A 12,177-nucleotide genomic window follows, 5' to 3' on the forward strand; every position below is an offset into this window, starting at 1 on the left:
GGCTCCTTCGTGGATCAGAGGGCGCGCGTCGCGGGCTCGTCGCCCGTGACAGCGTCTGTGTGCAGGTTATCGGAGGTGGCCGAGGCGGGGAGCGCCTCGAACCGGGCGAGGGTCGCCGTGATGTTGTCGCGGCCGCCCTGGGCGTTGGCCCAGCGCACGAGCTCGGCAGCCAGCGCCCGGGGCTCGCGCCCCGTCGTGGCCTCGGTCGAGCGCACGAGGTCCGCGAGGTCGTCGGCCGCCGAGCAGTAGTTCCACAGGCCGTCCGAGCAGACCAGCAGCCAGCCCGACGAGTCCGGGACCGTCGGGGCGCACCGCGCGGCCGGGTCGGTCGAGTCGGGCCCGAGCCAGCGCGTGATCGCGTGCGCCTGGGGCGAGTTCTCGGCCACGTGGCGCGGGGTGCCCATGGCCATCAGCTCGTGCGCCCACGAGTCGTCGACGCTGAGCTGGCGGGCCGTGCCGGCGTCGGGGATCCAGTAGGCGCGCGAGTCGCCGACCCATCCCGCGACGATCAGCGGGCCGTCCACGACGGCCGCGACGAACGTGCACGACGGCGGCTCGGCCCGCTCGGCCTTGTCACCCACCGCGACCAGCACGGCGTCGTTCGCGGTCGTCGAGGCCGCGACCATGAGGGCCTGCCAGGCCTGGATGCGCTCGGTGACGTCCCCCGTGACGGGGGTGGCGCCGTCGGGCCCGCCGGACGCGAGCACGTCCCGGGCGGCACGCGCGGCCGCGAGGCTCGCGACGTCCGAGTCGGGCGCGGCCGAGACCCCGTCGCACACCACGAGCGCTGCGAAGCGCCCGGCCGTGGCCGGGTCGCCCGACGCGGCGAGCGCCATGGCGTCCTCGTTGCGCGCGTGGCGGATGCCGCGGTCGCACACGCCCGCGACCCACGGTGCGGGCCGCTCGGCCCAGTGGTCGCGCTCGACCTGGGCCTTCTCGCCGCACTGCTCGCAGTAGCCGTCGTCCGCGACGGTCCCGCCGCAGCTCGTGCAGGGGCGGTGCGTGGCGACGGGCGGCGGAGGCACCGGGTCGGCCGCGGGGTCGCCCGGGGGATCGGTCGGCTTGAGGTCGGCGGGGGGCTCGGGCAGCGCCGGCACCGGAGGGCGCGCCAGCACGGGCGGCCCGCCCGCAGTGCCCGTCGCGGGCCCGACGTCGGAGCCGCAGTTCTCGCAGAACCTCGCCCCGGGAGCGGGGAGCTCACCGCACGTGGAGCACGGTGCGAGCACGCCGGTCGGCGTGTCCTCCGCGCTCACGTCGTGGTCCAGCGGCGCACGGCGTTGGCCTGGTCGACCAGGTCGATGCGCGCGATCTTGTCCTCGGTCAGGGTCGCCATCTCGCGGTAGGCCCCCTCGAGAGCGTCGCGCAGCGGCGGCTCCTTGGGCTCGACCCCGCCGATGCGCACGGTGCCGACCTGCTTGGTGGGCGCGGCCGTGACCTCCTCGAGCGCCGAGCGGAGCACGTCGATCGAGAGCGAGACCCGCTCGCGCGGGGGGATCGCGACCGACTCGACGCTCGCGAGTGCCTCGGCCAGGGCCGGGAGCCCGCGGCCCGAGCCCGCGAGCAGGCGTGCGCGGCGCATGCGGGCGTCGGTGTAGGAGCTGCGGGTCGGGGTGACCAGGTCCAGGGCGTGCAGCGCGCCGTCGAGGTCGCCGCGGGCCTGGCGGATGCGGGCGAGCCCGAACGCCGCGGGGGCCGTGTAGTTGGCGTCCGAGCGGGCGCAGATCACGTAGAGCGACTCGGCGATGTCCGGCTCGCCGCTGACCTCGCACGAGACGGCGAGCGCGAGCTTGGGCGCGAGCTCGCCGGGCACCTGGCCGTAGACGGCGTTGAACGAGGCGCGGGCTGCTGCGGCCTCGCCGCGCGCGAGCTCTGCCAGCCCGCCGATCCACGCCGCGCGCCACTCCCACGGGTCGTCGGTGAGGATCGAGGCGATGGTCTTGTCGACCTCGGCGAAGCGGCGGTGCTCGATCGCGGCCCGGGCGTAGGCGAGGCGGACCTCGACCGTGCCCTCGGGGGCGGCGGCGAGCGCGGCCATGCGGGCAGCCGGGTCGGCGATGTTGACGCCCGCGAGCCAGCTGGCCATGGGGTCGGACTCGTCGACCTTGAGCGCGGGCAGCGCGTCCCAGGTCAGGGGCGCGTCGGCGTCGTCGGACACGGGGGCCTCGAAGAGCATCGACGCGGCCGAGTGGAGCGCCCCGCTGCCCGGTCCGCGGTCGGTCGCGACGACCTCGCGCAGGACCCCGATGAGCTGGGCGCGCATCTCGTCGATCGTGGCGAAGCGGTCGGACGGGTCGAGCGCGCAGGCCTTGGCGAGCAGCCGGTAGAACGAGTCGTACTTCTGGAAGACGGGTGTCTCGGCGACGGGCGGCAGGGAGGCGACGTACGTCGTCTGGTTGCCGCGGAAGTCGAGCACGAGCGTCGCGAGCGTGCGCCCGATCGTGTAGATGTCGGACGCGACCGAGGTCCCGACCTCCGCGACCTCGGGGGCCTGGTAGCCCACGGTCCCGAAGATCGCCGACGTCATGTCGTCGAGGCGTCGCACGCCGCCCAGGTCGATGAGCTTGACCCCGTCGCCCTGCTGGATCATGTTGTCGGGCTTGAAGTCGCAGAAGATCAGGCCCAGGTCGTGCAGGTAGGCGAACGCGGGCAGGATCTCGAGCACGAACGCGAGCGCCTGGTCCACGGGCAGCGGGTCCACCACGCCGTTGTTCTCGTCGCGGCGGTCCTTGAGGATCTCCTTGAGCGACTTGCCGCCCACGTACTCCATGACGGTGTAGCCCGCGCCGTCGTGCATGACGAAGTTGTAGATCTCGACGATGAGCGGGTGCTCGACCTCCGCCAGGAACTGGCGCTCGGAGATCGCGGCCGCGAACGCGTCGGGGTCCCCCGAGTTGAGCAGGCCCTTGAGCACGACCCAGCGGCCCGAGACGTTCTGGTCGCGCGCGAGGTAGATCCAGCCCAGTCCGCCGTGCGCGAGGCAGCCCACGACCTCGTACTGCCCGCCGACGACGTCGCCGGGCGAGAGCTGCGGGTCGAACGAGAACGCGGTGCGGCACTGGGGGCAGAAGCCCGAGGTGCGGCCCGGGACGCCGTCGCGCGAGCGGCCTACCTTGGCGCCGCACGTGGGGCAGAAGCGCTTGGACTCGGCGAGCTCGGGCACGGCCATGATGGCCTGGAGCGGGTCGCGGACCGGGGCGCTCGGGACGGTCGTCAGTCCCGCGCCGAGCCGGTGGCCGCGCAGGCGGGTCGAGGACGTGCCGACCCGGCGCGTGGACTTGGTGCCCGTGACGGCCGAGCGGGCCGAGCCCAGCGCGGCGCTCGCGAGCTGGGTCGAGCTGGTCCGGCCCGTGCGCGTGGACACGGCCTCGCCCTCGGGGCCGGGGCCGGCCGCATAGTTGGGAGCGGCCTGGGCGATCCCCGTGCCGAGCATGGCGGACGGCGACGCTGCCGCGCCGGGCGTCGTCGTGCCCGTGGCACCCCCCGTGGAGGGCGCGGGCGACGCGGACGATCCGCCCGGCGAGCCGCAGACGTTGCAGTAGCCGTCCTCGATGAAGCCGTCGCAGCCCGGCTGGGCGCACGGCTCCTGCGTGGTCGATGTGGTCATCAGGACGATCCTTCCTGGCCCGGGACGGGCGACGATCCAGGGGCGGGAGACGAGAGGTGAGCAGGCAGGTCGCGGGTCAGGAACTGGTACTGCTCGACGAGGAAGCGCAGGAGGACGACGTCGCACGGCACGGCCTCGCCGGCCGTGCGGGCCTCGGCGAGTCCCGAGCGGACCGTCGGGGACACGCTGCGCCCGTTCGTGTCGGCCCGCACCCGGTAGGCGTCGAGCCGGTAGCGGAGCTCGGCGCGCTCGCGCAGCGGCGCGGAGTAGGAGGCCTCGACCGTGTCGAAGGCACGCGCGACGGTCGCGAGGCGCGTGAGGAACCCGTCGAGCCCGGCCCGGTCCGCGGGGACCTCGCCGAGCCGAGAGACGTCAGGAACCGCGAGGCGCGGGGGAGCGGCGATCTCGCGCCGGCACCGGGCCGCGAGCTCGCGCAGCGAGGGCTCGCGCGCCTCGAGGGCCGCGTAGCGCTCGACGGCCTGCCTGCGGTCGCGGGCGAGCTCGCGGCGCTCGGAGGCGCCCACGATGAGGTCGCGCTCGGTGCGTGCGACCTCGGCCTCGAGCTCGGTGAGGGGGCCCGTGACGTCGGCGCCGTTCGACGCCTTGTCGCGCAGCCTCGTCCACCGCTCGCGCAGCTTCTCGACGCGCCCGCGAGCCGTGGTGTCGGAGCCCGCGAGCTCGTCGCAGCGTGCCAGCTCGGCACGCAGGCCGCGGAAGCGCGCGACCTCGTCGGCCGCGTTCGGGTCGAACGAGAGCCGCGTGCGCAGGGCGGACACGATCGCGTCGCACAGCCGCGTGGCCTCGACCAGCGAGACGAGCGACGAGCCGTCGGGCGAGCTGAGCCGGCCCCAGACGAGCTGGGAGATCTTCTCGCGACCCACCGCGTCGGCGCGCCCCGAGTCCCACACGACGCCCATCTCGTCGGCGCGCGTGCGGGCCGCCTGCCAGAGCGTCATGGCCAGCAGCATGTCGGCCGTGTACGTCTCGGGCGACGCGGCGGCCTGGGCGGCCGCGTCAAGGCGGTCGAGCTCGGTCCGCCGGGCGCGCAGCCACTCCTCGAGGCGCAAGAGGTAGTCGTACAGCTCCGCCGCGGGGATCGCCTCGCCGAGACGTCCGGGCGCGCTCGGAGCCTGCTGGGTCCGGGGGGCGACGGGCGGCCCGGCAGCAGGGGTGGCGGACGAGGCAGGGGTCACGGCGTGCGGCCGTAGACGGCGACGGGCGGCGCGGGGGCCGGGCCGAGCACGCCGAGCCACTCGTCGTACAGCGCCGTCCACGTGCCGTCGGTGCGCATCTGCTCCAGGACGCCGTTGACGAACTTGACCATGTCGACGTTCTGGGCCGGGATGCCCAGGCCGTAGGGCTCGTCGGAGATCGCCTGGCCCACGACCTTGGCGTACGGGTCCTGGGCCGCGAAGCCCGCGAGGATCGTGTCGTCGCCCGTGATCGCGTCGACCTTGCCCTGCTGGAACAGCGCGAGGCAGCCCGTGTGCGTGGTCGCGGGAACCGCGGTGATGTCGGGGTACTCCTGGAGGCGCTCGAGCGTCGTGGTGCCGTCCGGTGCGCACACCCGCTGGCCCGCGAGGTCCGCGATGCCCTGCGCCTCGGAGTCGCGCGTCACGAGGACCTTCTGGCCCGCGTGGTAGTACTCCGAGGAGAACGCGATGGTCTCCCAGCGCTCGCAGTTGATCGTGAAGGCGCGGGCGACCACGTCGACCTCGCCGTTCTCGAGGACCTCGAGGCGCTGGCCCGAGGTGATGACACGGAACTGCAGCCGGTCCGGGTCGCCGAAGATCGCGTTCGACACCTGGTGCAGCACGTCGATGTCGAAGCCCTCGATCTGGCCGCTGAGCGGGTTGCGGGCTCCGAGCTGGAGGGTGTCGGCCGAGACGCCCACGATGAGCGAGCCGCGGTCGCGGATCGCGGCCATGGTGCTGCCCGCCGGCAGGGCGCCCGGTCCGGGCAGGGGGCCGTCGGGGGCGTAGGACGCGACGGGGTTCTCGCACGTCGCCGCGGCGGCGACCGAGGAACCGGCCGCGCCGGCGGCCGCCCTGCTCGAGGTCCCCACGACCGAGGTGACCGGTGCTCCCGCCGCCGGTCCGGCGTCGGGCGTGGCGCAGCCGGCCAGGACCAGGGCACCCGAGAGCCCCAGCGCCACCAGGGCGCCCAGGCGCCCGCTCTTGCGGAAGGTCGAGGTGATCACCGGTACTCCTCCAGTCGGACGTTCAGGCCGCGCCAGGCGAGGACCGCCGCAGCGAGGCCCGCGGCCAGCAGGAGCCAGCCCGCGAGGGCCGAGCGGTTGCCGGCCGAGGCGAGGTCGGCCTGCGTGGCCTTGATGTTCTCGGCGATGTCGGACGTGACCGTCTGCGAGAACGCGGCGAACGCGGCGTTCGGGCCGCCCTCGTCAGCGCTCGTGGCGAGCGCGACCGCTCCGTCCCAGTCTCCCGCGTCGTCGAGCGCTCGGATCGCCTGGTGCTGGACGACCCAGTCGTCGAGGTACCCCGCGGAGGTCCCGTCGAGGTTCCCGTCGGCGGCTGCCTGGTCGAGGCGCTGCGCGGCGTCCGCGGTCAGCTCGACGAACGACTCCTCGTAGGTCTGGCCCGACCCGCGCTTGATGAGCGTGAAGCTCTCCATGGCCTTGGCGTCGTTGGCCTCGGAGTACGCGGTCGACGCCGCGAGCGTCGCGGCGTAGGGGCCGTCGCGGACCGCCGCGGCGGCGCTGTTGGTCTGGCTCAGCAGGACGGCCCCGCCCACACCCACGACCAGGAGCACGATGCTCGCGACCAGGAGCCCCACGTTGAGGACGCGGTGCGTGCGCTTGGCGAGCCACACCTGCGTGACGATCAGCAGCGCGAGGCACAGCAGGCCCGCCGCGAGGATCCACATCGCGTTGCGCACCATCGACAGGTCGGACGCGACGCGCTCGGCGTTGTCGTCGACGAGCGTCGTGAGCGTCGGCAGGATCTCGTCGCGCAGCAGGGTCGAGGCCTGGTCCAGGTAGGCCGAGCCCACCGGGAAGCCCTGCCGGTTGTTCGCACGGGCCTGCTCGATCAGGCCCGTGTAGACCGTGACCTGCGAGGCGACCACGCCCAGCTCGGTCGCGTCGGCGCTGTTGGAGCCCGCGAGCTCGGCGAGCCGGATCGAGGCGTTGGCGATCGCGTCGTCGTAGCGCGCGCGCTGGTCGGCGGGCTCGAGGCCGCCGACCAGGAACGCGTTCGTCGCCGAGGCGTCCGCGACGACCAAGTTGTTGCGCACGTCCTGGATGCCCACGAGCTGGCTCGTGTCCGAGCGCGCGTCCTCGAGCGCGATCCCCTGGACGCGCGCGGCCTGGAAGCCGAGCGCGCCGAAGACGATCGAGGCGAGCACGCACACCGCGAGGGCGATCCGCAGCTTGCCCGGGGTGCGGCGCAGCGCGCTGCGGACCCCGGCCCGGCGTTCCGCACGCTCCTGGGCCTGCGTCAGGGAGGCTGTCCCGGTCTGCCCGCCCGGCTGGCCGGGGTGGGCGGGCTGGACGGCCCGACCGGGCGCGGGGGCGGACCCGGGCGGCGGCGTCAGGGTCTGGCTCATGCAGGCTCCTCCTGAGGGGAGACGGTCGCGTCGGTGGGCTGGTCGTCGGTGGGCTGGTCGTCGTCGAGGGGGTCGGCGAGGTCGAGGGCGTCGTCCGCCGCGGTGGGCTCGTCGAGCACGTCCGCGGGCGGCACGTCCTCGGTGGGCGTCGTCTGCAGGATGCTCTCGGGGGCCTCGTCCGGGGGGAGCAGGTCCTCGGGCAGGAGCCGGCGCAGCTCGTCGAGCGTGGGCTCGGGCGTGTCCTTGAGGCGCCACGCGTGCCGGGCGATGGCCGCGTCCAGGACGTTGCGCGCGTGGCGGCCGTTGCCGAACCCCTCGGTGCGCGGCACGAGCGAGACCATCTGCTCGAACCGGTCGAGGGTCGTGGGCAGCGGCTCGAAGTCGGCCGAGGTGGCCATGCGCTCGAAGATCCCGCGCAGCTCGGCGTCCGAGTAGTCGTCGAACGTGATGGTCGTCGAGAAGCGTGACTCGAGGCCGGGGTTGGTCGCGATGAACCCGGCCATGGGGCCGGGGTACCCGGCGACGATCACCACGAGGTCGTCGCGGTGGTCCTCCATGTCCTTGACGAGGGTGTTGATGGCCTCGGCGCCGTACTGGTCCTCCGCGAGGCCGTACGCCTCGTCGATGAACAGCACGCCGCCGATCGCGGTCGCCACGACCTCCGAGGTCTTGACGGCCGTCTGGCCCAGGTAGCCCGCGACGAGCTCGGAACGGTCGACCTCGACCAGGTGCCCCTTGCTCAGCAGCCCGAGCGCGCGGTAGATCCCGGCGACCACTCGCGCGACGGTCGTCTTGCCCGTGCCGGGGTTGCCGAGGAACACGAGGTGGCGCGTGAGCGTGGGCCGGGTCAGGCCTGCGGCCGTGCGGAGCTGCTCGATGCGCAGGAGCTCGGTCTGCTGTCGGATCTCGTGCTTGACCCGGTCGAGCCCGATCAGCGCGTCGAGCTCGGCCAGGAGCTCCTCGAGCGACCGGGGCGGCTCGGCCTCGGTCTCCTCCTCGGCGGGGGCGTCGCCCGTGGTCGCGCTCTGCGCGCCGCCTGAGGCCGGGTTGCCCGGGGTTCCCGACGGCGCCGCGTGCGTCGCGGGGTCCGGGGCACCCGGGGTGCGCGCACCCAGGGCGTCGAGGATCGCGTCGACCGTCGGGAGGACGTCCTGCGCCGGGGGGCGCAGCCCGCCCGCGCCGACGAGAGAGCCCAGGTCGAACGGGTTCGTGCCGCTCGGGAGGGTCGGGTCGAACGCGGGCGTGGGGAAGCGGGCGGGCGCGCCGTGCGGCGGGTGGAGCGGGCCGGCCGCCGACGGCACCGCAGGGTGCGGCCCTGCGGGCTGCGGCGCGCCGGTGTGCGGCCTGGCCGCGGCCCGCTGCACGGCCGTCGTGGACGCGGCGTTGGCGGACGCCGCGAGCCCGGGGGAGCCCAGGGCGCCAGCCGCGTCGATCACGGTCGCGAGAGCCTCGGCGTAGGCGGCCGCGTGCTCCGAGCCGGCCAGCACGAGCGTCGTGAGCTGGTCGGTCGGGGCCGAGCGCCACCGGCGACCGCGCTGGGCGGCCTCGAAGAACGCGGTGAAGTCGTCGGGGGCGCGGCCCACGGCCTCGAGCCACGCGGGGGCCGCGCCCGTGGACGACTCGGCCACCGCGGCGGCGAGACGCTCGCCCTCGCGCGTGACGTCGTCGGGCACGAGGCCCCCCTGGCGGCCCACCTCGGTCAGTGCCGCGATGCTGCGGGCGAGCGCCCCCTGGCGCGCGGCGCTCATGGTCGTTCCAGCCCGCCCGGGGTGCCCGGCGCCTGCGGCTGGGCGGATCCGAGCCCGGCCTCGGGGGCCAGGGCGATCGAGGACGTCTGGAACTTCTCCGCGAGGAACTGCCCGTGCGCCACGAGCGCCACGGCGTCGGCGCGCGAGACCGCGTCGGAGATCTTGTCGAGCGTCACGCCCAGCAGGTCGAGCTGGTCGCACAGGATCATGAGCGAGGTCTTGCCGCGGTTGATGACGCGCGTGTCCGCGAAGTCGCGCGGCAGGCGCAGGTAGCCGCCCACGGCCTCCGGGAGGTAGCTCGTCGCGGTCGCCACGACCGTGTGCGCCTGGGCCGTGCCGCCGCCCAGGCGGTCGAGGCGCGGCGCCATGTCGTCGACCGTCTTCGCGATGCGGTTCACGCGTGCGGTCACCGCGGGCGGGACCCTGCCCTCGATCTGCGCCTGGACGGCGTCGACCGAGGCGAGGATGTCCGCGCTCGTGGGCGCCGGAGGCAGCGCAGGGATCTCCGGCGGGCGGTTGCGCCCGCCGCCGAACAGGTTCTGGAACCAGCCCATGGTGTCCGGATCAGACCTTTCCGAGGTCGAGCGCGCCCGTGGCGGCACCGGTCTGGTCGCCCTGGGCCACGCGGTCCAGGTACTCGCGGGCCTTGGTCGTCTCGGTCTCCAGGACACCGATGGTCTGCGCCATCGAGTCCAGGGCCTGGACCTTGAACGTCGAGATCGAGTCCATGGTCGCGTAGATGTTCTGGAACGCGGCCTGGAGCTGGGGGAGCCCGACGGTCGCGCTCGCGGCCTGCGACTGGATGGACGCCGACTGGTCCGCGAGCATCTTGGACGTCGAGGCGATCATGTTCGACGTCGTGGTGTTGAGCGCCGTGATCTGGTCCAGGACGAGCTTCTGGTTGGCGAGGGCCTGGGCCACGATGACGGCCGTGCGCAGAGCGGAGACGGTCGTGGTGGTCGCGCGGTCGACGCCCTTGATGAGCTCGACGTTGTTCTTGATGACGATGTCGATCGCGAGGTAGCCCTGGATGGACACCGCGAGCTGGGTCAGGAGGTCCTGGTGCTTCTGGCGGACGTAGAACAGGACGTCCTCGCGCAGGGCCTTGGCCTTCTCCGGGTCCGTCGCGTCGAGCTCGGCCGTCTTGGCGGACAGCTGCGCGTCGAGGCGCTCGGCCACGTAGATGTACTGGTTGAGGCGCGCCATGGTGTCCCACAGGTGCTGCTTCTCGAGGTTGAGGGCCGCGTTGTCCTTGCGGAGCTCGTCCTGGCCGTCGTAGAGCGCGCGGATGATCGCGTTGAGGTGGCCCTGTGCCGACTCGTAGCGGCGGAAGTAGTCCGTCAGCTTGTCGCCGAACGGGATGAACCCGAGGATCTTGCGGCCCATGCTGGCCTCGGACGGGTCGAGGTTCTCGACCGTGCGGCGCAGCTCGAGGAGCGTGCTGCCCACCTTGGAGCCCTCGGACAGCCCACCCTCCTTGAGCGCGCGCACGGGCGTGGCCAGCAGGCGGTTCGAGGAGTCGGCCGCGGTGCGGATGTCCTGGTCGCCCATGGTGCGCACGTCGTTGGCCTTGGCGGCGAACTCGGGAGAGCGGGCGTCGGAGGCCATGAGCGCGTCCAGGTAGGACGTGACCTTCTGGTCCAGGCCGGGGATCGCTGCCTCGTCGACGCGCGGGGCCATCGCGGGAGCCTGCGTGGTCGCGACGGGCTTCACGGGCTCGGGCGCGGAGAGCACGAGGTGCTCGGTCGCGGCGGGGGGCTGGAGCGGTGCTGCCTCGGTCATCGTGATCCTTCGCTCGTGTCTGCCGGTCGCCGGCCGGGGCGCTGACCGGTCGCCGATCCTGGAGCAGGGGTCGGCGCGAGACCCACCCCTGGAACCCGGCGAACCGGGCAAGCCGGTCCATCGACCGGTCCCGGGAGTATATCTGCGACGGGTGGCCGGTTCTTTACTCTTTCACGCCCTGAGGGGGGTGAGAACTCCCCATGGAAGGATTCTCGGCATGAGCGCTGAGATCACGGTCCACGTCCGCGGCAGCAACCGCGCAGGACGCCCCCTCCTGCTGCTGCTCCACGGGTTCGGCTCGCACGAGCACGACCTGCCCGCGATCGCCGGGCACCTGCCGCCGGTGTGGGACTGGGCGTCGTTGCGGGCACCCCTGGCAGCGGGCAACGGCGGGTTCTCGTGGGTACCGATCGAGGTGCCCGGGCGCCCTGACCCGCAGGTCGTGGCCGACTCGACCGCCGCGGTCCTCGCATGGCTCGACGTGAACGTCGAGCCGGGGACCGTCGTCGTGCCCGTGGGGTTCTCGCAGGGAGGGCTCATGGTGACCCAGCTCCTGCGGGCCGCGCCCGGGCGGTTCGCGGCGGGCGTCGTGCTGTCGGGCTTCGTGCTCGACGCGGTGCTGCCCGGTGACGAGGCGCTCGCGGCGCGTCGGCCGCCCGTGTTCTTCGGGCACGGCGACGCGGACCAGGTCATCTCGCCCGACGCGACGGCGCGGACGTCGGCCTGGCTCCCGCAGCACGCCGACGCGACCGAGGTCGTGTACCCGGGGCTGCCGCACTCGATCAGCGCCGAGGAGCTCGCCGACGTCTCGACGTTCCTGGAGAAGGTGCTGCCGGACGCCGCCGAGTAGCGGTGGGTGAGCCTCGGTACGGTGTGAGCCGACGGCGGAGCGCGCGTCCGCAGGGGCGTCTCGCCTGGGGCTGGGGCTGGGGCTGGGGCCGGGTGCTTCGGGGGTTGCGCCCGGGGCTGGGGGCCTTCCGGGGGCGGGTGGTGTTTCTGCGGAGCCACCACAATTGTGGTGGCTCCGCAGAAGCACGACCCTGAGGTCCCGGTTGGTTCGTCGGCCGTTGGTCTCACGACGAGAGCTGGAGGCGGGATTCGTCGAGCTCTCGTTCCGCGACGGTCAGGCGGAGATGTACGGAGCTCGTGACCCGAGCAGCGGCTTCATGCTCACCCATGTGGGGGGCGAGGCCGCGTGGGACTTCCTTGTGAACGTGGCGAGCGCTTGCGGGCTGACGATCATGCTGGCCGGGCTCGTCGTCGTGACGGATGCGCAGGCGCTGCGAGACCTTCCCGAGGAACTCCTTCAGGACGCCCGGGTGGCCACGAGCGGAGCCACGCTGCGGATGCTCCTGAAGGACGCGTAGCGGTGCCCCGAGCAGGACTCGAACCTGCAACCTACGGATTAGAAGGCCGTTGCTCTATCCATTGAGCTATCGGGGCGCGGGGACCATCGTAGTGGGATCCGGCCGTGACCTG

10 protein-coding genes and 1 tRNA gene are annotated in these 12,177 nt (G+C 73.7%); 2 read left to right on the forward strand and 9 right to left on the reverse strand.

Going from position 1 to position 12,177, the window contains the following annotated elements:
• Positions 1 to 14: 14 nt before the first annotated feature.
• Genes ASE27_RS08080 through ASE27_RS08115 form a run of 8 tightly spaced genes read right to left on the reverse strand, consistent with a single transcriptional unit; the run spans position 15 to position 10,698 of the window.
• Positions 15 to 1,253 (reverse strand): protein phosphatase 2C domain-containing protein, encoded by a 1,239-nt coding sequence (locus ASE27_RS08080; protein ID WP_056648530.1) that lies wholly within the window; start codon positions 1,251 to 1,253, stop codon positions 15 to 17.
• Entirely contained in the window at positions 1,250 to 3,604 is a 2,355-nt protein-coding gene (locus ASE27_RS08085) for a serine/threonine-protein kinase (protein WP_056648532.1), read from the reverse strand. The genes ASE27_RS08080 and ASE27_RS08085 overlap by 4 nt, the downstream gene beginning before the upstream one ends.
• Complete coding sequence (locus tag ASE27_RS08090) at positions 3,604 to 4,797, reverse strand: hypothetical protein (protein WP_235535390.1); 1,194 nt, start codon at positions 4,795 to 4,797, stop codon at positions 3,604 to 3,606. Before ASE27_RS08090 ends, ASE27_RS08085 begins: the two co-directional genes overlap by 1 nt.
• Entirely contained in the window at positions 4,794 to 5,804 is a 1,011-nt protein-coding gene (locus tag ASE27_RS08095) for a glutamate ABC transporter substrate-binding protein (RefSeq protein WP_157257458.1), read from the reverse strand. The genes ASE27_RS08090 and ASE27_RS08095 overlap by 4 nt, the downstream gene beginning before the upstream one ends.
• The gene (locus ASE27_RS08100) at positions 5,801 to 7,168 is read right to left on the reverse strand and encodes a hypothetical protein (protein ID WP_056648534.1); all 1,368 of its coding nucleotides are present in this window, start codon (positions 7,166 to 7,168) and stop codon (positions 5,801 to 5,803) included. Before ASE27_RS08100 ends, ASE27_RS08095 begins: the two co-directional genes overlap by 4 nt.
• Positions 7,165 to 8,916 carry an AAA family ATPase gene (locus ASE27_RS08105; RefSeq protein ID WP_082608693.1) on the reverse strand — a complete coding sequence of 584 codons (1,752 nt, stop codon included), beginning with the start codon at positions 8,914 to 8,916 and terminating at the stop codon, positions 7,165 to 7,167. The genes ASE27_RS08100 and ASE27_RS08105 overlap by 4 nt, the downstream gene beginning before the upstream one ends.
• On the reverse strand, positions 8,913 to 9,470 hold the full coding sequence (locus tag ASE27_RS08110; RefSeq protein WP_056648536.1) for a hypothetical protein: 558 nt from the start codon (positions 9,468 to 9,470) through the stop codon (positions 8,913 to 8,915). The genes ASE27_RS08105 and ASE27_RS08110 overlap by 4 nt, the downstream gene beginning before the upstream one ends.
• 10 nt (positions 9,471 to 9,480) lie before the next feature.
• Positions 9,481 to 10,698: a toxic anion resistance protein gene (locus ASE27_RS08115; RefSeq protein ID WP_056648538.1), complete on the reverse strand. Its 1,218-nt coding sequence runs from the start codon at positions 10,696 to 10,698 to the stop codon at positions 9,481 to 9,483.
• A gap of 217 nt (positions 10,699 to 10,915) precedes the next feature.
• Between ASE27_RS08115 and ASE27_RS08120 the strand changes: the two genes are divergently transcribed.
• Positions 10,916 to 11,548: an alpha/beta hydrolase gene (locus tag ASE27_RS08120; RefSeq protein ID WP_056648540.1), complete on the forward strand. Its 633-nt coding sequence runs from the start codon at positions 10,916 to 10,918 to the stop codon at positions 11,546 to 11,548.
• 316 nt (positions 11,549 to 11,864) lie between these two features.
• Positions 11,865 to 12,065 carry a hypothetical protein gene (locus tag ASE27_RS08125; RefSeq protein ID WP_157257460.1) on the forward strand — a complete coding sequence of 67 codons (201 nt, stop codon included), beginning with the start codon at positions 11,865 to 11,867 and terminating at the stop codon, positions 12,063 to 12,065.
• A 3-nt stretch (positions 12,066 to 12,068) separates the two neighbouring features.
• Here ASE27_RS08125 and ASE27_RS08130 read toward each other — a convergent pair.
• Positions 12,069 to 12,141, reverse strand: a tRNA-Arg gene (locus tag ASE27_RS08130).
• Positions 12,142 to 12,177: the final 36 nt, after the last annotated feature.

Source organism: Oerskovia sp. Root918 (genome assembly GCF_001428945.1).
In the GTDB taxonomy this organism is placed as follows: Bacteria; Actinomycetota; Actinomycetes; order Actinomycetales; family Cellulomonadaceae; genus Oerskovia; species Oerskovia enterophila.

Excerpts from the sequence above, each read along its gene's own strand:
- ASE27_RS08120 (WP_056648540.1), top strand. The coding sequence starts at position 10,916 with ATGAGCGCTGAGATCACGGTCCACGTCCGCGGCAGCAACCGCGCAGGA.
- ASE27_RS08105 (WP_082608693.1), bottom strand. The coding sequence starts at position 8,916 with ATGAGCGCCGCGCGCCAGGGGGCGCTCGCCCGCAGCATCGCGGCACTG.
- ASE27_RS08100 (WP_056648534.1), bottom strand. The coding sequence starts at position 7,168 with ATGAGCCAGACCCTGACGCCGCCGCCCGGGTCCGCCCCCGCGCCCGGT.
- ASE27_RS08110 (WP_056648536.1), bottom strand. The coding sequence starts at position 9,470 with ATGGGCTGGTTCCAGAACCTGTTCGGCGGCGGGCGCAACCGCCCGCCG.
- ASE27_RS08125 (WP_157257460.1), top strand. The coding sequence starts at position 11,865 with ATGCTCACCCATGTGGGGGGCGAGGCCGCGTGGGACTTCCTTGTGAAC.
- ASE27_RS08085 (WP_056648532.1), bottom strand. The coding sequence starts at position 3,604 with ATGACCACATCGACCACGCAGGAGCCGTGCGCCCAGCCGGGCTGCGAC.
- ASE27_RS08115 (WP_056648538.1), bottom strand. The coding sequence starts at position 10,698 with ATGACCGAGGCAGCACCGCTCCAGCCCCCCGCCGCGACCGAGCACCTC.